Genomic DNA, 23,714 nt, shown 5'->3' on the forward strand with positions numbered 1-23,714 from the left:
TCGTCGTCAAGCTTGAATTAAGAGAAGCCCCGTTCTGCTATGCAGGACGGGGTTTTTTCGTTCTGGGCTGAACGTAGATGAATTTTTTTGAATTCATTTACTCAAAAATAGAGATGTTTTTTGTCCTTGATTCGATAGGAAATTCACCTTTAAAAGGATCGGTAATTACATAAAATCCAGATGAGTTTTATGTTTTTTTATTTGATGTTTTTTACCGTAAAAAAACCAAAGATTTAGATAAAAATCATTTATTGTAAGGCTCAATAGTTCCGTGAATTTTTGTAAATTTTATCAAAAAAAAATTATTGATCTGTACATGCTTTTTTTCTGTCTCTATAATAAAATTTGTCTTAGTTGAGACAAGGTCACAATGATTTTCAAGTAATATAAGGGAAAAGTATATGAAAAAGTTAGCATTATCTATCGTATTGGCAACTGCCTCTGTTTCTTCTTTCGCTGCTGGCGGCCATAGTTCTGCTGGTTGTGGTCTAGGTACTGAATATGTGTTTCAAGATGCAGATGCTTGGTACGAAAACGTTTTAGCGGCAACAACAAATGCTTCTTCTGGTAGCCAGACCTTCGGTATGACTTCTGGAACTTCTGGTTGTGATGATAGTGCTGGTGAAACTGTAGGATCAGTTGCTGTTTTTATGAACGAAAATCTTGAACCATTAGCTGTTGATATGGCGAAAGGCGAAGGCGAAACACTTAATGCATTAGCTGAATTGATGGGCGTTGAAAATGCTGATAAAGCACTTTTTAACGAACAAATGAAACAAAACTTCGACCAAGTTTTCGCTACAGCTGAAACAACGCCAGTTACTGCTTATGAAGGCGTTATAGGTGTTATGTCAAACAATGCAGAACTTACTAAGTACTTAGGTTAATTTAACCCGTACTAAAAGTTAAATGAGAGTAGTGCTTTTCGAAGTGCTAATCTCATTTTTTTTATCTATAAAAAGGTAGCTTTTTCTATAGTAAGTAGCCTTCCTAAAAAGTAACTTTTTTATGCGTTTATTTTTCTTTTTTTCTTCGATTTTATTTTGTTATTCAGTATCTGGATCTGAAGTTAAAACTATCACTAATATAAGTGATAGTAAGCTATCATATTTAGCACAGGACTCTTCTTGGCTTGACCTGTTGCACTACCATCAAATAGGCATAGTTTCTCCAAATGAAAGTCAGGTTGACGATCCAGAGTTTTTTTTATCCCAAATTGGTAACTCAGACCCTAAGGCTGAGTTGATTGCTACATTAGAAGCATTTAGTTCGCCTTTTTTAGGTGAGGATATAAATAAAGCTCCCCAGTGTGTTTATCCTGCGCGATTTAGTTGGCTGAAAAACAAAAAAGTAGGTGATGATTTTATTGCGCTGGACTGTCCTGAATTTGACGATTGGTCTGGAAAAATAGACGGCGAAAGTGTTTATCTTGTTTTCCCCGCCTCTTATCTAAATAGCCCTTCTTCTATGTACGGGCACACTTTATTGCGAGTTAAAAGAAAAGGTAATGATATTCCTCTTTTAGATTACGCTGTTAATTATGCGGCTAATGCTGATCCAGAAGATAATGGATTAGTATTTAGTTATAAGGGATTAAGTGGGGGGTATCCTGGAGTTGTTTCAGTGACGCCTTATTACGAAAAAGTAAAAGAATATAGTTTTTTAGAGAATCGTGATATTTGGGAGTATAAATTAGATTTATCTCAAGAAGAGGTTGATCAGTTTATTCGTCATGTATGGGAAGTGCGTAATACCTATATGGACTATTACTTTTTTTCGGAAAACTGTTCATATCAACTGTTGGCGATGCTAGATGCTAGTAGTGACCGTTTTCAAACAACCAAAAATTTTAATCTTTGGGCTATTCCAGCAGATACGGTTAGAGAGCTAAAAGATGCTAATTTGTTGTTAGATGTTAGCTATCGACCATCTATTGCTAATCAAGTTGAACAGATGTTGACGGAGCTGAGTGATGAGCAAATAACTCAAGTTAAATTATTAGTAGATCAGGAAGAGTTGGTATTGACTGGGCTCTCTGATTTTACTGATGAGCAGCAAGCTCAAATACTAGAGGTAGCTTACCAATACAGTCGTTATTTATCTGCGAAAAAGAAATCAACGCTGTCTTACTTGAATACACGTTCTATAAAGTTACTTTCACTGCGTAGTAAATATTCAGTGTCAAAAGTGTTTAAGGAGACAAATGTCCCTGAGGTTAGAGATGATGAGGGCCATAAAACCCAACGTATTGCTTTAACCTTGGGTGAAACTGAAAATAAAGCATTTTCATTGTTGGAATATCGTCCTTCCTATCATGATTTACTTGATGCTAAAGGTGGGTACTTAGAAGGTGCAGAACTTTCTATGTTTAGTGGTAGTTTGAGTATTACTGAAGATGAAAGTCTTAAAGTCGAGAATATTACTCTTATAAATATACGCTCTTTGGCTCCGTCTAATGCGCTGGTGACACCTAAATCGTGGCAAATTAATGCATCGTTTATTCGGGACTCTGCAATTGATGATTCATTGGTTTTTCGTCTCAAAGGCGGAGCTGGTATTACTGAAAAACTTGGTAATAATTTATTTTCTATTCTGGTGAATGGGAGTGCTTCTGTTGGTGAAGGTTATGAGGACTTTTATCAAAGAAAATATAAAGTTCAAGTGGGGCCTCAATTGCAATGGCTTTATTCTGGAGAAACTCATCGTTTAATGGCGTCCTATGAATACTTAGATGATATAAATGAAAGTAAGGCTAATTATCAGGTAGCTGAGTTGGAATGGGCGTATTTAATTAATAAAGATTGGCAGGCTCGAGTTAAGGTTGCCCAAGAAAAATTGGATAGTATAGATGAGAATACAGTTCAGTTTAGTTTGCTGCATTACTTTTAGTTATAAGATATTAGAAAATAAAAAACGAGTCTTCTATGACTCGTTTTTTTGTTTTATTAATGTGTCAGAGGAGGTTTTCCGCCAGTTAAAAGGTGGGTATAAATTGGAGTATTACGATAAGGCTTTAGCTTCTTTTCTTAACCAATCTCTTAGAAATTTGATGGCGTCTTCGTTTCGACGGCTTTCTTTATAGGCTAGGTAGAAGTTTTCACCGGTTTTGACTGAATGGCAAGGAAGCTTTACTAAAGGTGTTTCTTCGTCTTTTTCATTTATCATGTAGTCGTTTACTAGTGCGATGCCAAGGGAGTGTTTGGCCGCTTCATAAGCTAACATAAGGTGACTAAAGCGATGGAATTGTATGGAGTCTGGTAGAGGTAGCTTCAAATTTGCAAACCAGCGTTTCCAATCTTCAGTGTGTCGATCATAAATGCTATACGAAGTGATGAGTGAAAAATCAGCGAGTGAACCTGGTTTTGTACTTAATTGATCCGCTAGTTCATTATTAGGTGTTATGTTTAACTCATTTTTAATTGTTTCCAAATAGCTCTGACTACAGACAGGGAAAAGCCGCTCTTGGTAAAGAGGTTCAAATAAGAAACCTCTTTTCTCTTTTTCAACAGTAATGAAAAAATCTGCGGTGCGATCAGAGAGATCAGGAGAGCCATGACTCATTTCAATGCTAAGCTCTAAATTCGGATATAAGCGTTTTAAGTCCGGTAGTCTCGGTATTAGCCAGTACACAGCAAATGAACTGTATACGGCCAGTCTAATACGTGTTGTTTGCTCCCCTTTTATTTGGTTTGTAGCTTGAGCTATCTGTAGTAAAGAGTTACTGATGACATCCAAATAATGGCGACCTTCTTTTGTTAGTTCTACATTACGACCCTGCCTGTAGAATAAACTCTCTCCAAGATGATTTTCCAAAATTTTGATTTGATGGGAAACAGCGCTTTGGCTAACGTTGAGTTCGTTAGCGGCTAATGAAAAACTGCTTAATCTAGCGACAGTTTCAAACACAGGAAGTGATTTTAGTGGTGGCAGCATAAATTATCTATCTAAAAAACTAATGACTTCTCTGAATATATCATTTTATCTAATGGATTTAACTCATTAAACTGCCAATATTAAATGCTATTTTATAGGAGACGTAATGTCTGGACGTACGGTTGCCAGTGCTATTTTTGTTTTAGTTCTGGGAAGTTTTTTTGCTACCTTATGTGATGTGTTTATTAAGTTGGCGGGTTCTGATGTTGCTGTCTTTCAGTTTACGTTTCTTCGTTCTGTTTTTATGTGTCTAATTTTATTTCCAATAGTGTATATAAGGTATTTATATCAACCTCAATCTGTTGTTTTTGTTGGATTAAAGCTTCACTTTATTCGCGGTAACCTGTGGGTGCTAGCTGGGATTCTCCTTACTTTATCTTTATCTGAGCTTTCTTTAGCAACCGCTAATTCTGTATTTTATACGGCGCCAATTTTTATTATGTTATTTGGTGCTTTTTTTTATAAAGAGCGTTTATCGTTTGAGGTTGTTTTTTCTGCTGTGTTTGGCTTTATTGGTATCTTAGTTATTTTAAGGCCTACTGAAATTAGTTCAGGAATGATAAGTGCTATTTTATTCGCTGTCGTATTAGCAACAAACAGCTTGTTGATTAAAAAATTACCACAGAGTCAAGATATGTTTTGTGGTTTATGTATTACTCAGCTTTTCGCTTTGCCTGTGGCTGCTGGGCTGGCGATTTGGGAAGGTGAGGCTTTTCAAGTTGATTTACTACTGTACTCTGCTTTGTCTTCGATCTGCTCTATTCTATATGGTGTATCCTGTTTGATCGGCTATCGATACATTGCGTCTAGTAAGGTGACTAGTGCTGAGTATTCAGGTCTTATTTTTGCCTTTTTAATTGGATGGTTAGTATTTGGAGAAGTGCCAGATTTAGGTTTATTTATTGGTTCTCTCTTTGTTATTTTGCCTTTGCTCTATCTAAGCCATCAAGATGTTAGAAGGTTGCGTAAAGAGCAGTCTCTTAATAATTCACGATCTAGTTTGGGCGCTGGTTAAGTTATTAATGAGAAGACATCTGCTTTTAGAGTCGATCTTATTCATTCCTTGTTTGAATCTTTTCGTTTGGTTCTCCAGTCTTTAATAGCTTCAATAAATCTTCTCTTTTTAGGCTGCCTTTTTGGGCAAGGTCTAATTGATATTGATATTCGTTATTCCAATCTGTTGTTCTTGGAACAATATCTGATAAGTCCTTCATGGCTAATTTCATCACTTTTAGATAAGCCTGAATATTTTGCTCTTGATTGATTAGAATGTTTTTTAATGCGGTAGCGCTACTGTGTCTAAGGTAAAGTTGTAAAACATCGTTCTGATCTTTCATTATTTTGAGTTTTATATCTTGCCTTGTAATAGATTCCTGAAAACTTATTAATAGAGCGTCCTGCTTATTACCTTTATCGACGTTTTGATCTTGTTCAGATGATTTCATAAGAAAGAAAGTAATGCCTGAAGATGCGGCGACACTAAACATAAAACATAAAACAAATGCGATCAAAAGACCCTTAGGTTTTTTCTTTGGAGTGTCTTCTTCAAGTGAATCTTCATTGTTGAAATCAGGCTTCATGTTAGCTCGCATTTATTTTATGTGTGTAACTATTAGTTTGCTTGTTTTTGCTAAAAGGACAAGTTTAGCTTTGTTTTGTTTTTGTGGGTGTTTTGTATTATCCGGTAGGGCGTTTTTTCTGTTCATGATGCTTTATGAAATCACATTCTACGGTTTAGTTTTTCCTTGTGTGCACGTAAAATATGGCCCGGCTATTAAAGAAGGTAATAACCTACTAAAATAGTCAGGTAAATACTTGATCAAAACAGTAGGTTTTGTGTACTATTTACTTTCAAAGAATAATTTTAATTGGATAGCTTATGCGCCTGACAACAAAAGGTCGTTATGCAGTCACTGCCATGCTTGATTTGGCATTGCATTCGGATCAAGGGCCAGTGTCTTTATCAGATATTTCGAACCGACAAGGAATATCACTCTCTTACCTTGAACAGTTGTTTTCTAAGCTTCGCAAGAAATCACTAGTAACTAGTGTGAGAGGGCCGGGTGGAGGATATCGCCTAAGTCGTTCAAATGACGATATTTTTGTTGCGCAGATAGTCGATGCGGTTAATGAGTCCGTCGATGCCACCGGATGTAAAGGTCGTAGTGATTGTCAGGGCGGTAATACTTGCCTGACTCATCATTTGTGGTGTGATTTAAGTGATCAGATACATGACTTCTTAAATAATATTAGTTTAGAGCAATTGGTTCGCCGAGAAGATGTTCGGCAAGTCGCTGAACGACAAAGTTTTGAAGGCCGACAAAGTCAGTTTGAACATGACAAAATTAGTGCGGCTATTGTTGATTAAGTAAAGAATAAATTTAGTAGAACAAATGCTCTGATGCTCAGCGTGTTTGTTCCTATCAAGAGTGGGTTTTTTATATGACTGAGCAGATAGATAAGGCGCTAGCAAGGGAATACGAGGCTGGTTTTGTGTCTGATGTAGAATCAGAGACGTTTGAGCCAGGTTTGGATGAGAGTGTTATCCAACGTATTTCTGAAATGAAAGGCGAACCTGAATGGATGCTTGAATGGCGTTTAAGTGCCTTTCGTGAATGGCTTGAAATGGAAGAGCCAGATTGGGCGTTGGTAGATTATCCTAAGATCGATTTTCAAGCGATTTCCTATTATTCCGCGCCAAAAAGTATGAAGGATAAGCCTAAGTCTTTAGACGAGGTAGATCCCGAGTTACTGCGTACCTATGAAAAGCTTGGTATACCTCTGATAGAGCAACAGATGTTGGCAGGTATTGCTGTTGATGCTGTATTTGATTCTGTTTCTGTTGTAACGACTTTTCGAGATAAGTTAGAAGAAGCTGGTGTTATTTTTTGCCCAATTTCTGAAGCAATAAAAAAACACCCGGAACTTGTTAAAAAGTATCTTGGTAGTGTTGTTGCAAAAAAAGACAATTATTACTCTGCTTTGAACTGTGCGGTATTTACTGATGGTTCATTTGTGTACATTCCAAAAGGCACTCGATGCCCAATGGAGCTGTCTACTTATTTCCGCATTAACGAACAGAATACAGGCCAATTTGAACGTACTCTGATTATTGCCGATGAAGGTAGTCATGTGAGTTATCTTGAAGGTTGTACAGCCCCTCAACGTGATGAAAACCAGTTACACGCAGCGGTTGTTGAATTGGTTGCTATGGATAATGCTGAGATCAAATACTCAACCGTTCAGAACTGGTATCCAGGTGATGAAAACGGTAAAGGCGGTATTTACAACTTTGTAACTAAACGAGGTATTTGTCATACCAGCGCTAAAATATCTTGGACTCAAGTGGAAACGGGTTCTGCAGTAACTTGGAAGTACCCTAGCTGTATTTTGAAAGGTGATAATAGTGTTGGTGAGTTTTATTCTGTTGCTTTGACGCGTGGACGTCAACAAGCTGATACGGGCACTAAGATGATCCACATTGGTAAAAATACTAAGTCGACTATCATCACTAAAGGTATTTCCGCTGGTAAGAGTAATAACAGTTATCGTGGCCTTGTGCGTATGAATCCGGGTGCCGATGGTGCACGTAACTTTACACAATGTGATTCGTTACTTATTGGCGATCAATGTGGTGCTCATACCTTTCCTTATGTAGAAAGCCGTAATCCATCAGCGATTATTGAGCATGAAGCAACAACCTCTAAGGTTAGTGATGAGCAAATGTTCTTATGTCGTCAACGAGGCTTAGACCCTGAAAAGGCCGTCTCGATGATTGTGAATGGCTTCTGTAAAGAAGTATTCAAAGAATTACCAATGGAATTTGCCGTTGAAGCGGGCAAGTTACTAGAAATAAGCCTCGAAGGCTCTGTAGGTTAAGGAAATATTTAAAATGTCGAACGCCAAAAATTTATTGACGATTAAAGATTTACACGCAAGCGTGGAAGAAAAACAGATTATTAAAGGGTTAAACTTAGACATTAAACCTGGTGAAGTACATGCGATTATGGGCCCAAATGGTGCGGGTAAAAGTACTTTGGGCTACGTTTTGTCTGGCCGTGATGGTTATACAGTCGACAGTGGTGCGGTAACACTAGACGGCAAAAATTTGTTTGAAATGGAAACTGAAGAGCGCGCTCGCGCTGGTTTATTTCTTGCTTTTCAATACCCAGTTGAAATCCCTGGTGTAAGTAACTTAGAGTTTCTAAAAGCTTCCGTTGATGCGCAGCGTGAAGCGCGTGGAGAAGACGCGATTACTTCTGCTGATTTTTTGAAAGAAGCAAAAGCAGCTTGTAAGCAAGTGAATTTACCGATTGCTTTTCTGAAGCGTGGTGTCAATGAAGGGTTCTCTGGCGGTGAAAAGAAACGTAATGAGCTCATGCAAATGTTATTGCTAAAGCCGAAGCTTTGCATTCTGGATGAAACTGATTCTGGTTTGGATATTGATGCACTGCAAGTTGTTGCTGAAGGTGTAAATAGCCAAAGGTCAGCTGATCGCAGCTTTATTGTAGTGACCCATTACCAGCGTCTGCTTGATTATATAAAACCAGATTTTGTTCATGTTTTATCTGACGGTAAAATTGTGAAAAGTGGCGATGCTTCTCTTGCTCATGAGTTAGAAGCTCAAGGTTATGCTTGGCTGCAGAAAGAGCCAGCTGAAGACGAACTTGAGGGGTAATGCATGAGCGAATGGTTAGAAAGCGCCATTACTCGAGCGCAAGGCATAAATGATTGGCTCTTGCCAAAGCGTGCCAATGCTATTGAGTTATTATCAAATACAAAATGGCCAACACGTAAAGCAGAAGCGTGGCGTTATACACCACTTCGTTCGGTTGAGCGTTCTGTGGCAAAGGCTATTAACGATGTAGTTGGTTTGTCTCCAGTTGATATTACTGACTTATCGGCAATTGAATTGGTGTTTGTGAACGGTAAGTTTGATGCTACCCAGTTAACTAAAGTATTACCAAAAGGCTTGTCTATTTCTCTTGGTAAAAACTTAGATAGCGCACAACAAAAAGGCGCCTTAGAAACATTTTCAAGTATTAAACCAGAGCGTCATTTATTTGGGTTAGTTAATGATGCACTAGCTCAAGATGTTGTTGTTGTTACTGTTGCTGATGGCGTTGATATCGCAGAGCCTATTCGTATTAGTTCTTTGTTAAGTCAAGGTGGTGAATCTCATACTCGCGTTCAGGTGACGCTTGGTGATGGTTCTCGTTTAGCCGTGATTGAAGATGTACAAGCCCAAGGAGATAGTCTAAATACAGCATTTGTTGAGTACCATGTTGCTTCAAATGCTCAATTAGAGCATTACCGTTTTGCGCTTCAAACGGGTTCGAATATTTCGATTGGCGGAAGTCATTTCAATTTGCTTGATCGTGCAAAAATGCATAGCACAATAGTCGCTTTTGGTAGCGATTTATCTCGTTTGGATACCGATATTATTCATGCTGGTGAATTCGCTGATGCCAAACTTAATGCTATGTACTTGCTTGATGGCAAAGAGTTGTTTGACCTTCATGCAACGGTTGAGCATGCAATGCCAAACGGTACCACAGAAGAAAACGTACGTTGTATTGCTGCAGATCGTTCACGTGCTGTTTTTAACGGGCGAATTCATATACATCGTGACGCACAAAAAACGTTGGCAGAGTTAAATAACCGCAACTTGTTAATGTCAAATACTGCTGAAATTAATACGAAACCTGAACTTGAGATTTATGCTGATGATGTGCGTTGTGCGCATGGTGCGACTGTTGCTCAAATCGATAAGCAAGCATTGTACTATTTGCAAACGCGTGGCATAAGCCGCTCAAAAGCACAGGTTATGCTCAACTTTGGTTTTATAAACGAGTTGATTGATTTAATGCCAAATGCGGCGCTAGCGGAATGGGTTCGTCCTATTATTCGCGAACGTTTTTCGCAAATGGAAGTGAAATAAGCGAGAATCGAATGAGTTTTGATGTGGCAGCTATTCGCGAACAATTTCCAATATTGAAACGTGAAATTGATGGTAATCCACTGGTTTATTTAGATAACGCTGCGACAACTCAAAAGCCGCAATGTGTTATTGATGCTTTGGTTGATTACTATACGACGTGTAACTCGAATGTACATCGTGGTGCGCATCGTCTTGCCGATGAAGCCACTCGCCGTTTTGAAGCGGCGCGCGACATCGTTAAAGAATTTATTAATGCACCAAATCGCGAAGAAGTCATTTGGACAACAGGTACAACAGAAGGCATTAACATTGTTGCCAATGGTTTGCGTTCATTACTGTCGCCTGGCGATGAAGTGATTGCAACAGGCATGGATCATCATGCTAATTTGGTGACATGGCAGCAAGCGTGTAAAGCGTCTGGTGCAACCTTTAAAACGGTTCCAGTGACAGATTCTGGTGAGCTTGACCAAGATGCTTATTCAGCGATGCTGAATGAAAATACCAAGTTTGTGGCTTTCTCTCATGTATCGAATGCATTGGGAACGATTAACCCAATTAAAGAGATGACTGCCAAAGCAAAGCAATTTGGCGCTTGGGTTTTGGTTGATGGCGCACAAGGTGCGGCTCACGGCTGGGCTGATGTGCAAGACATAGGTTGTGATTTTTATGTTTTCTCAGGTCATAAACTTTATGGTCCTATGGGGATTGGTGTTCTTTGGGGCCGTGAATCTGTTCTTGAAAATTGGCCAGTTTGGCGCACTGGTGGAGAGATGATTTCCACTGTTACGTTAGAAGACGCAACTTGGAATGTATTGCCTTATCGTTTTGAAGCTGGCACGCCAAATGTTGGTGATGCTATTGCAATGGGCGAGGCAATTCGTTGGTTTAGTTCATTGGATCAAGAAGCTGTTGCGGCACATGAAAAAGCCTTATTGGATCATGCTACTGAGTTAGCGGAAGCATTTGAAGGCCTGACTATTGTTGGTACAGCGAAAGAAAAAATTGGTGTTTTGAGTTTTGTGATGGATCACGGGCATCCAGCAGATATTGGTTTTCTATTAGACCGTCAGGGTATCGCGGTTCGTACTGGTGATCATTGCGCACAACCTTTGATGGATAGGTTTAACGTGCCAGGTACCGCCCGTGCATCTTTCGCAATTTACAATACTTTAGAAGAAGTTGACGCTTTGTTTGTTGCACTGAAAAAAGTGCGCACAATGTTGGCTTAGGAGGTTTCAATGACAGCAACAACATTTGATCCTGCCTCTAGCGTGTCTTTAACCGCTTCTGCGCAGAAATATTTTGCTTCAAAATTGGTTAAGCAGCCTGAAAAATTAATTCGATTGAGTACTAAGGCAAGTGGTTGTACTGGCTTTGCTTATGTATTGGATATCGTTGATGTGCCATCAGCAGAAGACACTGTGCTGGCGTTTGATGGTGTGACTTTGGCTGTGGATTCTCAGTCGATTGCTATGCTTTCCGGAACAGAGATTGACTTGGTTCGCGAAGGCGTTAATGAAGTCGTTAAGTTTAACAATCCTAACGTTGTGGCCGAATGTGGCTGTGGCGAAAGCTTTAGTGTGAGTTAATCTTTCATGCAAAAAATGGTAGTAACACAGCGTGCTTGTCCAGCACGTCGGGTTCCAAGTGGTGAACCTGTTAGTATTCCTGATGGACAATTTATTACGATTAATCAGAGTCTAGGTGGTAATTATACCGTTACGTGGCAAGGTAATATGTTACGTATAGATGGTACTGATGCAGAAGCTATTGGGCAAAAACCAGAAATTCTTGAATTAGAAGATTTGGGTGGAGAAGATATTAATGAAGATCAGGTGTGGAAGGCCATTGACACGGTTTTTGACCCTGAAATTCCAATCAGTTTAGTGTCTCTTGGCTTGGTGTATAAAGTCGCATTGGATCAAGAAACTAAAACAGTGTTGATTGATATGACACTGACAGCGCCAGGTTGTGGAATGGGCCCTGTTTTGGTGGGAGATGTAAAATACCGTGTGGCGAAAGTGCCGAAGGTTAAAGATGTTAAGGTCGAATTGGTATTTGATCCTCCTTGGTCGCGAGAAATGATGAGTGAAGAAGCTCAATTAGAAGCAGGGCTTTTCTTCTAATATCTTCGATCGTTAAGTAAAATCGAATACAATAAGAAACGGCCTTGGCGATGAGCGAAGAGCCGTTTTTATTTTTTAAAAACAGATGCACAAGAGGAAAGTCATGTCCTTACCTACCACAGAAGATATTGTTGACGATTTATCGTTTTTTGATGATTGGGAAGATAAATACAAATACATTATTGATTTAGGTAAATCTTTACCTGCGTTTGATGATGAGTGGCGTACGCCTGAACGTCTAGTTAAAGGTTGTCAGAGCAGTGTCTGGATTCAACCCGGTAGTCAGCAAGATGCCGTTAAAGGCGAAGTGCTGACTTTCTCGGTAGACAGTGACGCAATCATAGTTAGAGGTTTACTAGGCTTAGTTTTGTCTGCTTTGAACCATAAAACGCCCGAAGAAATACTGCTGTTTGATATCTCAGCATTTTTTGAATCACTAGACCTTGAGCGACACCTAAGTCCTACACGTGGCAATGGTTTACGCTCTATTGTGAATCGTATTAAAAATATTGCGCAGTCAGTTGCTTAATTTTGTGCCGTTGTTAGATGGGCTAAGAATTTTATTTTTTTGTTGGAGCGTTAAATGAACACCCCGGTTTATCTAGATAATTCAGCTACGACACCAGTCGACCCTAGAGTTGCTGAAAAAATGATGGCTTGTCTTACTCAGGATGGTAATTTTGGTAACCCTGCCTCCCGTTCACATCTTTTTGGTTGGCGGGCAGAAGAAGCTGTGGAAGAAGCTAGGTTACAAGTGGCAACTTTGATTGGTGCTGATTCTCGAGAGATTGTGTGGACGTCTGGTGCGACAGAGGCAAATAATTTGGCCTTGAAAGGTATTGCGCATAGTTATCGTCAGAAAGGTCGTCACATTATTACCTCTAAAATTGAACATAAAGCTGTATTAGACCCATGTAAGCAGCTTGAAAAAGAAGGCTTTGAAGTGACTTATCTTCAGCCTGATGTTCATGGTGTTATTTCACCAAGCCAGGTTGAAGGTGCCATTCGTGAAGACACAATCTTAGTATCCTTAATGCATGGTAATAATGAACTGGGTGTTTTGACCGACATTGCTGCGATTGGTGAAATGACCTCTTCACATCGTATTTTATTACATGTTGATGCTGCGCAAACAACCGGTAAAGTGGCTATTGATGTGAACGCTATGAAAGTCGATTTAATGTCTTTAACTGCACACAAAACCTACGGACCAAAAGGCATTGGTGCCTTATATGTTCGACGTTCTCCGAAAATAAAACTAGAAGCGCAAATTCATGGAGGCGGTCACGAACGAGGAATGCGCTCTGGTACTTTACCGACGCATCAAATTGTTGGAATGGGTGAGTCCTTTCGTTTAGCAGGTATAGATATGGCGCAAGATTGCGAAAGAATACAGTCATTGCGTGACCGTTTATGGTCGTCTTTGAATGAACTGTCAGGCGTTCATTTGAATGGTGATTCAAAAGAACGCGTCGCTGGCGTGATTAATGTTGGTTTCGATGATGTGGATGGTGAAGTGCTATTAATGTCTTTGAGTGATGTCGCAGTATCATCTGGGTCTGCTTGTACTTCAGCCAGTCTAGAGCCGTCTTATGTATTAAAAGAAATCGGTTTGGATGATGTTTTGGCTCATGCATCTTTAAGGCTTTCTATTGGTCGTTTTACGACTGAGGAAGAGGTAGATTTTGCTTCAAAAACAATTATTAAGTCGATATCAACCTTACGTATTTAAGTACATAACCGATCAAATAAAGTGGTGTAGCCATTATTATCGCTAATAATGGACCATTGTTAATGGCTTAGGCTTGTTTTTTGTAACGGCTTGTTATGTTAAGTGGTTGTATATTTACTTTCAAATTACTACATATAGTATTGTCTTTAATAATTAAACTATTTTCTAGTGACAAATTAACATTTTGATATTTAACTATCGTATGACTCACTTGGAAGCTTGAAAAGGAAATGAATATGCCTAAGTCTGAAAAGGTTTCTCTAGTTGAGAATGTTGATGCAGAGTTAATAAAGACCGATGAAGTTGATTTAACTAAACATGCTGCCAAAACGCTTAATTCGGAAATGGATCAACTAAGAAACATTGTTTTCGGCTCAGCTAAAGCGGATTTAGATGCGCGGATTTATGAGCTTCAACTTGAAATGCAGGCAGGATTTCAACAAGCTGCAGAAATGTTAAAGCATCAGATGTCGGAAATGCACTTAGCGCTTCAAGAAAGTACAAGCTCTCTTGAAGATCGTATTGGTCAAGTCGATAGTCACTATGACTATAAAACATCTGAAATAGAAAAAAATGCAGATCAACTATCTGAAACCATTGAATTGAATAATGCTAATGGCGGACAAGAAGTGGATGGTCTTAATAAACGTATAGATCGTGAGGTTTTAGATTTAACCGATACATTCACGCAGAAACACGATCAAACTATTGATTTACTTAATCAGATGAAGCGAGAGCTTAATTCATCTAAAACAGATAAAAAGACCTTGGCTAAACTATTGGCTACGGTGGCTAGTAATCTCGAAATTGAAGGCGACAATTGAGTGAAGCTATGAATAGCAACACAGGAAAAAAAGATGTAAAGCCTTCAGACGGCGAGCAAATGCAAGAATTACGAAAGCTAGTCTTAGGTGAAAACAATCAAGTTATCCGAGATGTTGTTGAAGAAGAGGCTCGTAAGTCTGTTGCTAGTGTTTTAACAGAAGCGCTTCATGATAGACAAAAATCGGACGGAAGTGTGTCTGCTGTATTAACGCCTTTAGTTGAAAAGTCAGTAGAGGCATCTGTTGTTGCTCGAAAAGAACAATTTGTAAGTTATTTATATCCGTTAGTTGGTAGTCTGGTTCGTAAATCGGTTAGCTCATTTCTTGCTGAATTAATTGAGCAAACCAACGAAATGCTTGAAAGTAGTTTAACTTATAAAGGCTTACGTTGGCGGTTTGAAGCAAGAAAAGCAGGTATTAGTTACTCTCAATATGTTGTACAGCAAACTTTCGTATTTCGAGTTGAACAAGTTTTATTAATTCATCGAGAAACAGGGCTCTTACTCAGAACAATTGTCTTAGATAAAACGCAAGCAACAGATGGTGACATGTTTTCCGCTATGCTTACGGCCATTAATGACTTCGTCGCGGATTCTTTTTCTAAGCAGCATGAAGGAAGTGAGCAAAGTCTTGATGAAATTAAAACAGATGATTTCACGCTTCTTATTAAACAAGGCCCTAAAGCGTTTTTAGTCGCGGCCATTACAGGTAATCCTCCAGCGAATATCGCTGATAAGTTGCAACAAGCTCTTGAAAATATCCATCAAATATACAATGACGAGCTGAATTCATTTGACGGTGATGCTGTTGTTTTTGAAAACACCGATCAACAACTGAATGGCTGTCTACTTACCCAGCAAAAAGAAGTAGAAGTAACCAAGAAAAAAATACCTTGGTTAACCATTATTCCATTATTAATCAGTATCGTTGTTTTGGGTTATTTTATTACTAAGCATTGGCAGTTAAATAATGTCGTCGAGAATATACAGGCTCTTCCTGATGAGCCTGGTATCGTTTTACTTAATGTAGCGTCTTGTGAGGATAAAATCTGTGTTGATGTATTAAGAGATCCTTTTGCAGAAGATACAATGTCTTGGATAGTGGGAGAGGGCGGTTCTGAGGATCTCATTCAAATTAACGAACGTGCTTATCGATCTCTAGACCCAAAATTGCTAACTAAAAGAATATTTAATTTACAAAAAGACTTTCCTGAACTTAGCTATAACGTAACCGAATCAAAATTTTATGGAGTTGTTAACGTTGAGCAATTTACTATTTTGAAAGCTCGCTTAACATCTATGCCTGATACGATTTCTGTGCAAGACTTGCTAAGTGGAATCACAATATCTCCTCAAGAAGTATCATCTGATTTGCTAAATAGGTTTATGTTAGAGAAAGAACTGACTGCAATAACAAGTACGACTTTAGATTTTAATATTAATGGAAATGAACTGTCAGAATCTGCGTTATCTGTTGTTAAACGGCTAAGTGAAAAAACCATCAAAGCGGCTAATTTTGCGAAAAATCTGAATGAAAAATTTTCACTTGTCATAATGGGTACAAGTACTAAAGGTGGTTCTGAATCTTACAATCAACAACTTAGTTTAGAGCGAGCAGAGACAGTTTACTGGGCGCTCATCAATAATGGTGTCATGCCTGAAATATTAAAAATAACGGGACTTGGTGCTTTAGATTCGAATGATGCTGAACCTCGTGCTATCTTTCATGTAATAAGATTACAGTCTGAAAAAATTAAAAAAGTGCAGAATTAGATGATTCAGAAAAAGATTTGCATGCTAGGCGCATCCGCTGTTGGAAAGACAAGCTTGGTGAAACAATACGTTGAAGGTATTTTTTCAGACCGCTACCTTACTAGTATCGGCGTGAAAATAGATAAAAAAATGGTGGAGGTTGACGCTACATCTGTTCAACTGATGTTATGGGATATTGAAGGCGTAGACCGTTACTGCGGATTCAATGCAAAGTATCTACGTGGTACCGCAGCGGCGATCATTGTCGTTGATCAGACGCGGCCCCAGTCTCTATTAGATGGACTGGAAATATGTAAGATGATTAAAGCTGAAAAAAATATACCTATTACTATAGTGACAAATAAAGGTGATTTGTCGAAAGCAGATGGTTGGGACGATATTTTTGGTGGTGATATACAGACTTTTATTTCTTCAGCATTTCAAACAAGTGCCAAAACTGGGGAAGGCGTAGAGGCTATGTTTACGACTGTCGCTAAGCTAACTTTAAATAAGGCTAATTAATATGAATGCATCGTTTTTTCAGGAGTTAGGGCTCTTTGATTGTGCTGTTTTACAGTGGATCGGAAGCGATAAATTTAAAGTACTCCATGATAACGATACCTGGTTCACTGATTTATTCTCAAATAAAACACAGGGTGATATATGCGTTCTTAATAATGAGCCTTTTTTCCTTGTCGACTTTCTTTATGACGCTAATGAATTTTGGACATTAAAAGCGGATGGTCGCATTAGTTCAGGTATTTGGAGTGAGCAAACAGAAGGCAATCTATTGAGATTAGAAGCCTCTGCTATTTTCAGTAAAGGGAATGCTTACTTAGTTCTTTTTAATATGGAAGGTGAATTTAATAAAAGACAAGGTACTCTTCAATCTGCTCGTGAATTATTACTATCAAACGATAAAGTTTTAGAACAACACGATCTTATTAGGGCTAGAGTTGAGTCATTAACGTCTGGCGCTGAAAGACAAGAGAGTTCACTCTTAAAGTTAAGGAATGTTGCAGATAATGCTGAATTTGGCATTGCAATATTCGATAAGGATATGTGCTCTCTTCATCAAAATCCTGCACTGTATAACCTTTTTGAAATGCAAGCTCCAGAAGAACCCTCTAATTTGCTACTGGATCTTTGTCGTGATCAATTTCCAGAGTTGCAGCGAATACTTCTAACAGGAAGTTTATGGAACGGTGAGCTTTATTGGCTGAAGCCTCCCGCACTTAGTCGTTGGTTGCAATTGACAATATGTCCTCTCAAAAATGAGATGGGCGATAATCTTTTTTGGCTGTTTTTAATAACCGATATCACACGTGAAAAATACCTTAAACAGAGTAATGAGAAATTAACCTATTTTGATTCTCTGACTAATTTACCCAATCGACAATATTTTTGGCAATACCTTGAACGTTTGGTTGGCATCAATCAAGATTTTTACGTGATGATATTGGATGTTAAACACTTAAAGCGTACTAACGAAGCGTTTGGGTTTGCTGCTGGCGATATCGTTCTGAAAGAAATTGTGTCTCGTATTGCACCATTATTAAATACAAATGATATATTTTCACGCATAGGTGGTAATGAGTTTGCTGTGATAATAAGAGATGTAAGTCAGCATAGGTGTAAGCTAATTGCTGATAATATGATATCAGTGGTTAGTGAGCCCTATTATGTTTTAGAGCAATGCCAATGTAATGTTGGCTTAAGTATTGGTGCGGCACATTATCCTGAGGATGGAGTTAGTGCAGAAGATTTAATGAAATATGCTGATTTAGCCTCTTTTTCAGCAAAGCAAAATATAAAGAGCTCTATTCAATTCTACTCAACAGACCTTAAAGATGACGCCCTCAAGCGAATGGATTTGGAGTCGGCTCTGCGTGAAGCAATAGAAAAAGAGCAGTTTGAGCTTTATTTACAGCCTATTCTCGACCTAGCTTCCGGTAGAATAGTGCAAGCTGAAGTCTTGCTTCGCTGGGATCGCCCTGGTGTAGGTATGGTGTCACCAGCAGAATTTATTCCGGTTGCTGAGCAAACTGGCCTTATTGTAACGATAGGGAAATGGGTTATTAAAGAAGCCATTAGTCTATTGATGGATCTCCATCGACAACACAAATATATTAAGCTATCGGTGAATTTGTCTCCTGCCCAAGTTAGTGATAATGGCCTACTGAATTTCATTAAAAAAAGTATTGTTTCTAGTGAAATTGATGCAAGTTATCTTGAGCTTGAATTGACAGAAGGTGTTCTGGTTAATGACTTCGATAGAATAAGCGAATTCCTAGTAGAGTTAAGAGCATTAGGGATTACAATTGCTATTGATGATTTTGGAACCGGGTATAGTTCTTTGTCTTATCTGCAAAAGCTACCGATAGATTTCTTGAAAATTGATCAGTCATTTATTTTTGAGTTAATCGGGAATGACAGCAACCAAGCTATCGTTCAAGCCATTATTGGTATGGCAAAAAGCTTAAAATTGAAAGTGATAGCCGAAGGCGTAGAGACAGAGGCCCAAAGGGACCTTTTGAAGGAGTATTGTTGTCAGTTTGTGCAAGGTTACTTGTTCAGTAAACCTTTAGAATATAAAGCATTTTGTGCATTACTGAATACTTGATTTTAAAATCAAAGGTACGGTTTTATGGTTAAGCATTCCATAATCTTATTTTAAGTGTTCAATGGGCATTTGAGCCACAATTCAAGTCATTCCATAAACAAGTAAAAAAAAACGTTTCGAGCATACAATTTTCATCAATTGATGCGTATAATCCACGCGCTGAACTTTTATGTCCTGGGCCATGCAAAAGCATCGCCTTTTAAAATTAATTTTGGAGTTATATCATGGCGTTAGAACGCACTCTATCTATCATCAAGCCTGATGCTGTTGCGAAAAACGTAATTGGCGAAATTTACACTCGTTTTGAACGTGCTGGTTTTAAAATAGTTGAATCAAAAATGATTCAACTAGACGACGCACTAGCTGGTGGTTTTTATGCTGAGCATAAAGAGCGTCCATTCTACAAAGATTTGGTTGCTTTCATGACGTCTGGTCCTGTTGTTGTTTCTGTTCTTGAAGGTGAAGGCGCTGTCCTTCGTCATCGTGAACTAATGGGTGCAACTAACCCTAAAGAAGCAACTGCTGGTACATTGCGTGCAGACTACGCAACGTCTATTGATGCAAATGCTGTACACGGTTCTGATTCTGTTGAATCTGCAACACGTGAGATTGCTTACTTCTTCGGTAAGTAATTGATCGATAGGACTTATTGTCCGTTCGATATGAAGAAAGCGGGCAATAGTCCGCTTTTTTTACAGAGGCTTCTGAAAAGGCTTTCCTTTTCAGAGGCTTTTTTCGTTTACACTTAATGCTATCCGTAGCAAGCGATTTTTATTATGACAGACATCAAAAAAGTAAACCTATTGGGTTTACCTCCTGAAAAACTGATTGAGTTTTTTGAATCCATTGGCGAAAAGAAATTTCGTGCGACTCAAGTGATGAAGTGGATTCATCAGAAGGGTGCTGAAAGCTTCGAAGAAATGACCGATGTAAGTAAAGCGTTGCGAGCAAAGCTGGAAGGAATTTGTGAAATTCGTGGACCTGAAGTGGTTTCTCAAGAAATATCGACAGATGGTACACGCAAATGGATTATTCGTACTGAAGGCGGTAACAACGACTGCGTAGAAACGGTGTTAATTCCTGATGGGAATCGTGCGACTTTGTGTGTGTCATCACAAGTAGGTTGTTCGTTGGATTGCAGCTTTTGTTCTACAGGTAAGCAAGGCTTTAATCGCAACTTAACCCCAGCAGAGATTATTGGTCAAGTATGGATTGCGATTAAGTCATTTGGTCCAATGGATCCAAATGGCCCTCGTCGGGTGACGAATGTTGTTATGATGGGGATGGGTGAGCCCTTGATGAACTTTGAGCCTGTAGTTGATGCAATGGTCCTTATGATGCATGACCATGCTTATGGTATGTCAAAGCGTCGAGTAACATTGAGTACCTCTGGTGTTGTGCCAAAAATATATGAGTTAGTGAAACGTACCGATGTTTCGTTAGCCATTTCATTACACGCACCAAATGATGCACTTCGAAATGAATTGGTTCCTATCAATAAAAAGTATCCAATTGCAGAGCTACTGGAAGCTTGTCAGCATTACTTGGCTAATTTGCCAGATAAGCGACACATTACTATTGAATACACCATGATGTCAGGTGTGAACGATAATGAAGAGCAGGCACATGAATTAGCGATATTGCTGAAAGATTTAGAATGTAAAATCAATTTGATTCCATTTAATCCTTTCCCAAATTCTGGTTATGAAAAGCCTTCTAATAATCGTACTCGTCGATTCCAAAAAATATTGGCGGATGCCGGTTATACCGTCACGGTTAGAACAACCCGCGGTGATGATATTGATGCGGCATGCGGTCAGTTAGTGGGTGACTTCCAAGATAAAACGCGCCGTAGTCAGAAATACATTGAATTGCGAGAAGTGAAAAGTTAATTTGTGTGATTGATTAATTTTATATAAGACAAGGATGTCTGTATGCAATTATTGCGATTCCCTTTTTTATTGTGCTGTTTGTTTTCTATTTCTTGCGCGTATCAAGTTGTATCTCCTGACCCTTCATTAATATCAGAAAGTAAAAAACTTTCTTTTATTCAGGCGCATCTATTGCTTGGGCAAACCACTCTGGCTAAACAGAAATTAGATCAGATTAGTGAACCTCATCAAGGAAGAGAGTATTGGCGGTTATTGAGCCTTTATTCACTGAGCTTAGATCGTTATGAAGAGGCACTGGCGCTACATGAAAATGCATTATCTAAATACCCAAATGATGGTTTTATTTTAAATAACTATGGCGTTCTCTTAGGGCAAAAAGCGCGTTGGGGTGATGCTTGTCTTGCCTTTAAAAAAGCAGATGAAAGAGACTCGCTAAAACGCCAATCTGTGCAAATTAACCTTGCCAGATGTTCAATACGTCAGGAAGACGTAAATTTAGCTGAAATCTACTTGAAACAGGCAAAAGAAATTGCGGATTTGCCTCTGATTGGTTTGATGACAGAGCTCAATCTTGTTTTAATACAGGGTAGTGATTACAAAGCTCGCATTATTCTTAATAATATCCAGGCTAGTAAAAAAATTGCCCAAGGATCGGTGCATTTTGATGAATACAACTGTCTGTCGCGGCAATTAAATGCACGCGAGACTGACCCTGCACTGTATTTATCTGCGAGTAACTTTACATGTCTGAATGGCTCAAGGTATTAAAATGACAACTGACGTTCGAATGAATGCTCCTGAAAGTGTAAGTAGTAATATCAATATCGGTGGTAGATTAAAGCAAAAGAGATTAGAGCTAGAGTTTGATGAGAGGCACGTTGCTACAGAATTAAAAATCGCCATTGATCAAGTACAGGCACTTGAAGCCAATAATTTTAATTATTTTCGTTCTGTTACTTTCGCTCGTGGTTTTCTTAAAAGCTATTGCCGACTTCTTGATATAGATTACGTTGAAGTACTAGGTGCATTCGAGAGTCAGCGGGCAGACGCAGAGTCGACAATCAAACCCGTCGATAAAATACACAAACAAACACATTTGGGCGATCCTATTGTTATTTTTATTTCAGTAGTAATTGTCGCTATCTTAGTGTTTTTAGTTTTTTGGTGGCCAACCAACTCCACAAACACTTCTTCTGATGATTTGAACGACGATATTAGTGAAAGTGCTGAGGCTCCTCAAGCGCAAGAAGTTAGTGCTCCAGTTGCTATTGCGTCAACTGAAGAGGAGCAGCTTTCAATTATAGAGGAGGAGCCACTTTTGACAGTGGATTCGGACTCTACCTCTACAGCGGTAGAGAGCAATAACTCTGTAGAATCAAACTCAACAGATTCAAATGTTGTTACAGGCTTATCAGCAGAAACTGTCGCTATTTTAAAAGAAGCTGGAGTGAGCCCAGACGAAGTTGTTAAAGCGACAAAAAAAGTTGAAGTGCAAGAGCCTATTGCACCACAAGAAGCGGATTACTTAGATGATATTGTTATCTCCTTTACTTCAGATTGCTGGACTGAGATACGCGATACTAGCGGTACAATTTTGTTTTCTGGTGTGAAGTCTGCAGGCAGTACATTAACATTAACTGGTAATGCACCATATCGAGTGGTTCTGGGTTACGCCAAAGGCGTTTCATCTTTGAAGTACAAAGGCGAAGCGTTTGATTTTTCTTCTTTCACAAACAAAGAACTGGCTCGTTTTGAGCTGAAATAGAGACTCTTATGCATTTTGAATCACCTATTAAACGCCGTCATTCACGCCAAATAATGGTCGGAAATGTACCTGTTGGCGGTGGTGCGCCAATTAGCGTTCAGAGTATGACAAACACAGAGACGTGTGATGTGGATGCAACCGTGGCGCAAATTCGTGCTATCGCAGATGCAGGCGCTGACATTGTTCGTGTTTCTATCCCTTCTATGGATGCTGCTGAAGCTTTTAAGAAAATACGCGAAGAGGTTTCAATTCCCTTGGTAGCAGACATTCATTTTGATTACAAAATCGCCTTAAAAGTAGCTGAATATGGCGTTGATTGTTTAAGGATTAATCCAGGTAATATTGGTAACAAAGATCGTATACGTGCCGTTGTAGATTGCGCTCGTGATAAAAATATTCCAATTCGTATCGGCGTAAATGCAGGCTCTTTAGAAAAAGACCTACAGAAGAAATACGGTGAGCCAACACCTGATGCATTGGTAGAATCGGCATTTCGTCAAATCCAATATTTTGATGAATTAGATTTCCATGAATATAAACTGAGTTTAAAAGCATCCGATATATTCATGACAGTAGAAGCATATCGAAAAATAGCCAGCCAGATTGATAATCCATTACATTTAGGAATTACTGAAGCGGGTGGTTTACGCTCAGGTACGGTAAAATCTTCAATTGGCCTTGGTTTATTGTTGATGGATGGTATTGGCGATACGTTACGAGTGTCACTTGCTGCTGATCCTGTACAAGAAATAAAAGTTGGTTGGGATATGTTGCGCAGTTTAAAATTGCGTAATCGTGGTATTAACTTTATTGCTTGCCCTAGCTGCTCTCGTCAGAATTTTGATGTTATCAAAACGATGAATGAACTAGAGGAACGTCTTGAGGATATCGTCGTTCCGATGGATGTCGCTGTAATAGGTTGTATAGTCAATGGACCAGGAGAAGCCAAAGAGGCAGACATAGGTCTTGCTGGAGGCTCTCCAAATAATTTGATTTATCAAGATGGTAAGCCAAACAGTAAAACGAAAAATGAAACACTTGTTGATGATTTAGAAAAAATGATTCGTGACAAAGCCTCCGTGAAAGAGCGGGAATTGGCCAATATTATTGTGAAAAGTTAAGGATCC

The 23,714-nt window shown here is 38.9% G+C and carries 23 protein-coding genes; 21 read left to right on the forward strand and 2 right to left on the reverse strand.

Annotated features, from left to right (window positions below):
• The first annotated feature begins 401 nt into the window (after nucleotides 1-401).
• Entirely contained in the window at nucleotides 402-887 is a 486-nt protein-coding gene (locus IF202_RS09330; RefSeq protein ID WP_191594642.1) for a DUF3015 domain-containing protein, read from the forward strand.
• Between the two features lie 121 nt (nucleotides 888-1,008).
• Complete coding sequence (locus tag IF202_RS09335) at nucleotides 1,009-2,889, forward strand: Lnb N-terminal periplasmic domain-containing protein (protein WP_191594643.1); 1,881 nt, start codon at nucleotides 1,009-1,011, stop codon at nucleotides 2,887-2,889.
• 111 nt (nucleotides 2,890-3,000) lie between these two features.
• Here IF202_RS09335 and IF202_RS09340 read toward each other — a convergent pair whose 3' ends face one another.
• On the reverse strand, nucleotides 3,001-3,933 hold the full coding sequence (locus tag IF202_RS09340; protein ID WP_191594644.1) for a LysR substrate-binding domain-containing protein: 933 nt from the start codon (nucleotides 3,931-3,933) through the stop codon (nucleotides 3,001-3,003).
• Nucleotides 3,934-4,039: 106 nt separating this feature from the next.
• Here IF202_RS09340 and IF202_RS09345 point away from each other — a divergent pair, with 106 nt between their 5' ends.
• Entirely contained in the window at nucleotides 4,040-4,948 is a 909-nt protein-coding gene (locus IF202_RS09345) for a DMT family transporter (RefSeq protein ID WP_191594645.1), read from the forward strand.
• Nucleotides 4,949-4,985: 37 nt separating this feature from the next.
• Here the strand turns inward: IF202_RS09345 and IF202_RS09350 are convergent, their stop codons facing one another.
• Nucleotides 4,986-5,513, reverse strand: a complete 528-nt coding sequence (locus tag IF202_RS09350; protein WP_191594646.1) for a hypothetical protein — start codon at nucleotides 5,511-5,513, stop codon at nucleotides 4,986-4,988.
• Between the two features lie 299 nt (nucleotides 5,514-5,812).
• On the opposite strand from IF202_RS09350, the gene iscR reads away from it, so the two are divergent.
• From iscR to ispG, 18 genes are all read left to right on the forward strand, one after another.
• Nucleotides 5,813-6,301, forward strand: a complete 489-nt coding sequence (gene iscR, locus IF202_RS09355; RefSeq protein WP_191594647.1) for a Fe-S cluster assembly transcriptional regulator IscR — start codon at nucleotides 5,813-5,815, stop codon at nucleotides 6,299-6,301.
• 74 nt (nucleotides 6,302-6,375) lie between these two features.
• Nucleotides 6,376-7,812, forward strand: coding sequence for a Fe-S cluster assembly protein SufB (sufB, locus tag IF202_RS09360; RefSeq protein WP_191594648.1), 1,437 nt, complete (start codon nucleotides 6,376-6,378; stop codon nucleotides 7,810-7,812).
• 13 nt (nucleotides 7,813-7,825) lie between these two features.
• The gene (sufC, locus tag IF202_RS09365; RefSeq protein ID WP_191594649.1) at nucleotides 7,826-8,611 is read left to right on the forward strand and encodes a Fe-S cluster assembly ATPase SufC; all 786 of its coding nucleotides are present in this window, start codon (nucleotides 7,826-7,828) and stop codon (nucleotides 8,609-8,611) included.
• A 3-nt stretch (nucleotides 8,612-8,614) separates the two neighbouring features.
• A complete protein-coding gene (gene sufD, locus IF202_RS09370) occupies nucleotides 8,615-9,874 on the forward strand; it encodes a Fe-S cluster assembly protein SufD (RefSeq protein ID WP_191594650.1) in 1,260 nt (419 codons plus the stop codon).
• Between the two features lie 11 nt (nucleotides 9,875-9,885).
• Nucleotides 9,886-11,103, forward strand: coding sequence for an aminotransferase class V-fold PLP-dependent enzyme (locus tag IF202_RS09375; RefSeq protein ID WP_191594651.1), 1,218 nt, complete (start codon nucleotides 9,886-9,888; stop codon nucleotides 11,101-11,103).
• A gap of 9 nt (nucleotides 11,104-11,112) precedes the next feature.
• Nucleotides 11,113-11,463, forward strand: a complete 351-nt coding sequence (locus tag IF202_RS09380; protein WP_191594652.1) for a HesB/IscA family protein — start codon at nucleotides 11,113-11,115, stop codon at nucleotides 11,461-11,463.
• A gap of 6 nt (nucleotides 11,464-11,469) precedes the next feature.
• Nucleotides 11,470-12,000: a putative Fe-S cluster assembly protein SufT gene (sufT, locus tag IF202_RS09385; protein WP_191594653.1), complete on the forward strand. Its 531-nt coding sequence runs from the start codon at nucleotides 11,470-11,472 to the stop codon at nucleotides 11,998-12,000.
• Nucleotides 12,001-12,103: 103 nt separating this feature from the next.
• Complete coding sequence (locus IF202_RS09390) at nucleotides 12,104-12,529, forward strand: SufE family protein (protein WP_191594654.1); 426 nt, start codon at nucleotides 12,104-12,106, stop codon at nucleotides 12,527-12,529.
• 54 nt (nucleotides 12,530-12,583) lie between these two features.
• A complete protein-coding gene (locus IF202_RS09395) occupies nucleotides 12,584-13,732 on the forward strand; it encodes an IscS subfamily cysteine desulfurase (RefSeq protein WP_191594655.1) in 1,149 nt (382 codons plus the stop codon).
• A 236-nt stretch (nucleotides 13,733-13,968) separates the two neighbouring features.
• Complete coding sequence (locus IF202_RS09400; protein ID WP_191594656.1) at nucleotides 13,969-14,556, forward strand: hypothetical protein; 588 nt, start codon at nucleotides 13,969-13,971, stop codon at nucleotides 14,554-14,556.
• An 8-nt stretch (nucleotides 14,557-14,564) separates the two neighbouring features.
• Nucleotides 14,565-16,328: an OmpA family protein gene (locus tag IF202_RS09405; protein WP_191594657.1), complete on the forward strand. Its 1,764-nt coding sequence runs from the start codon at nucleotides 14,565-14,567 to the stop codon at nucleotides 16,326-16,328.
• Complete coding sequence (locus IF202_RS09410) at nucleotides 16,329-16,829, forward strand: Rab family GTPase (RefSeq protein ID WP_191594658.1); 501 nt, start codon at nucleotides 16,329-16,331, stop codon at nucleotides 16,827-16,829.
• Between the two features lies 1 nt (nucleotide 16,830).
• Entirely contained in the window at nucleotides 16,831-18,930 is a 2,100-nt protein-coding gene (locus tag IF202_RS09415; RefSeq protein WP_191594659.1) for a putative bifunctional diguanylate cyclase/phosphodiesterase, read from the forward strand.
• Between the two features lie 224 nt (nucleotides 18,931-19,154).
• Nucleotides 19,155-19,562: a nucleoside-diphosphate kinase gene (gene ndk / locus IF202_RS09420; protein WP_191594660.1), complete on the forward strand. Its 408-nt coding sequence runs from the start codon at nucleotides 19,155-19,157 to the stop codon at nucleotides 19,560-19,562.
• 144 nt (nucleotides 19,563-19,706) lie between these two features.
• A complete protein-coding gene (rlmN, locus tag IF202_RS09425) occupies nucleotides 19,707-20,822 on the forward strand; it encodes a 23S rRNA (adenine(2503)-C(2))-methyltransferase RlmN (protein WP_191594661.1) in 1,116 nt (371 codons plus the stop codon).
• Between the two features lie 42 nt (nucleotides 20,823-20,864).
• Nucleotides 20,865-21,590: a tetratricopeptide repeat protein gene (locus IF202_RS09430; RefSeq protein WP_191594662.1), complete on the forward strand. Its 726-nt coding sequence runs from the start codon at nucleotides 20,865-20,867 to the stop codon at nucleotides 21,588-21,590.
• A 1-nt stretch (nucleotide 21,591) separates the two neighbouring features.
• The gene (locus IF202_RS09435; RefSeq protein WP_235963433.1) at nucleotides 21,592-22,587 is read left to right on the forward strand and encodes a RodZ domain-containing protein; all 996 of its coding nucleotides are present in this window, start codon (nucleotides 21,592-21,594) and stop codon (nucleotides 22,585-22,587) included.
• Nucleotides 22,588-22,595: 8 nt separating this feature from the next.
• Nucleotides 22,596-23,708 (forward strand): flavodoxin-dependent (E)-4-hydroxy-3-methylbut-2-enyl-diphosphate synthase, encoded by a 1,113-nt coding sequence (ispG, locus tag IF202_RS09440; protein WP_191594664.1) that lies wholly within the window; start codon nucleotides 22,596-22,598, stop codon nucleotides 23,706-23,708.
• The last annotated feature ends 6 nt before the right edge of the window (nucleotides 23,709-23,714 follow it).

This window comes from Marinomonas colpomeniae (assembly GCF_014803385.1).
In the GTDB taxonomy this organism is placed as follows: Bacteria; Pseudomonadota; Gammaproteobacteria; order Pseudomonadales; family Marinomonadaceae; genus Marinomonas; species Marinomonas colpomeniae.

Excerpts from the sequence above, each read along its gene's own strand:
- IF202_RS09335 (WP_191594643.1), top strand. The coding sequence starts at position 1,009 with ATGCGTTTATTTTTCTTTTTTTCTTCGATTTTATTTTGTTATTCAGTA.
- IF202_RS09405 (WP_191594657.1), top strand. The coding sequence starts at position 14,565 with ATGAATAGCAACACAGGAAAAAAAGATGTAAAGCCTTCAGACGGCGAG.
- IF202_RS09330 (WP_191594642.1), top strand. The coding sequence starts at position 402 with ATGAAAAAGTTAGCATTATCTATCGTATTGGCAACTGCCTCTGTTTCT.
- IF202_RS09435 (WP_235963433.1), top strand. The coding sequence starts at position 21,592 with ATGACAACTGACGTTCGAATGAATGCTCCTGAAAGTGTAAGTAGTAAT.
- ndk (WP_191594660.1), top strand. The coding sequence starts at position 19,155 with ATGGCGTTAGAACGCACTCTATCTATCATCAAGCCTGATGCTGTTGCG.
- IF202_RS09415 (WP_191594659.1), top strand. The coding sequence starts at position 16,831 with ATGAATGCATCGTTTTTTCAGGAGTTAGGGCTCTTTGATTGTGCTGTT.
- rlmN (WP_191594661.1), top strand. The coding sequence starts at position 19,707 with ATGACAGACATCAAAAAAGTAAACCTATTGGGTTTACCTCCTGAAAAA.
- ispG (WP_191594664.1), top strand. The coding sequence starts at position 22,596 with ATGCATTTTGAATCACCTATTAAACGCCGTCATTCACGCCAAATAATG.
- IF202_RS09345 (WP_191594645.1), top strand. The coding sequence starts at position 4,040 with ATGTCTGGACGTACGGTTGCCAGTGCTATTTTTGTTTTAGTTCTGGGA.
- IF202_RS09395 (WP_191594655.1), top strand. The coding sequence starts at position 12,584 with ATGAACACCCCGGTTTATCTAGATAATTCAGCTACGACACCAGTCGAC.
- IF202_RS09340 (WP_191594644.1), bottom strand. The coding sequence starts at position 3,933 with ATGCTGCCACCACTAAAATCACTTCCTGTGTTTGAAACTGTCGCTAGA.
- IF202_RS09380 (WP_191594652.1), top strand. The coding sequence starts at position 11,113 with ATGACAGCAACAACATTTGATCCTGCCTCTAGCGTGTCTTTAACCGCT.
- IF202_RS09390 (WP_191594654.1), top strand. The coding sequence starts at position 12,104 with ATGTCCTTACCTACCACAGAAGATATTGTTGACGATTTATCGTTTTTT.
- IF202_RS09400 (WP_191594656.1), top strand. The coding sequence starts at position 13,969 with ATGCCTAAGTCTGAAAAGGTTTCTCTAGTTGAGAATGTTGATGCAGAG.
- sufD (WP_191594650.1), top strand. The coding sequence starts at position 8,615 with ATGAGCGAATGGTTAGAAAGCGCCATTACTCGAGCGCAAGGCATAAAT.
- IF202_RS09410 (WP_191594658.1), top strand. The coding sequence starts at position 16,329 with ATGATTCAGAAAAAGATTTGCATGCTAGGCGCATCCGCTGTTGGAAAG.
- sufB (WP_191594648.1), top strand. The coding sequence starts at position 6,376 with ATGACTGAGCAGATAGATAAGGCGCTAGCAAGGGAATACGAGGCTGGT.
- sufT (WP_191594653.1), top strand. The coding sequence starts at position 11,470 with ATGCAAAAAATGGTAGTAACACAGCGTGCTTGTCCAGCACGTCGGGTT.
- IF202_RS09375 (WP_191594651.1), top strand. The coding sequence starts at position 9,886 with ATGAGTTTTGATGTGGCAGCTATTCGCGAACAATTTCCAATATTGAAA.
- IF202_RS09430 (WP_191594662.1), top strand. The coding sequence starts at position 20,865 with ATGCAATTATTGCGATTCCCTTTTTTATTGTGCTGTTTGTTTTCTATT.
- IF202_RS09350 (WP_191594646.1), bottom strand. The coding sequence starts at position 5,513 with ATGAAGCCTGATTTCAACAATGAAGATTCACTTGAAGAAGACACTCCA.
- sufC (WP_191594649.1), top strand. The coding sequence starts at position 7,826 with ATGTCGAACGCCAAAAATTTATTGACGATTAAAGATTTACACGCAAGC.
- iscR (WP_191594647.1), top strand. The coding sequence starts at position 5,813 with ATGCGCCTGACAACAAAAGGTCGTTATGCAGTCACTGCCATGCTTGAT.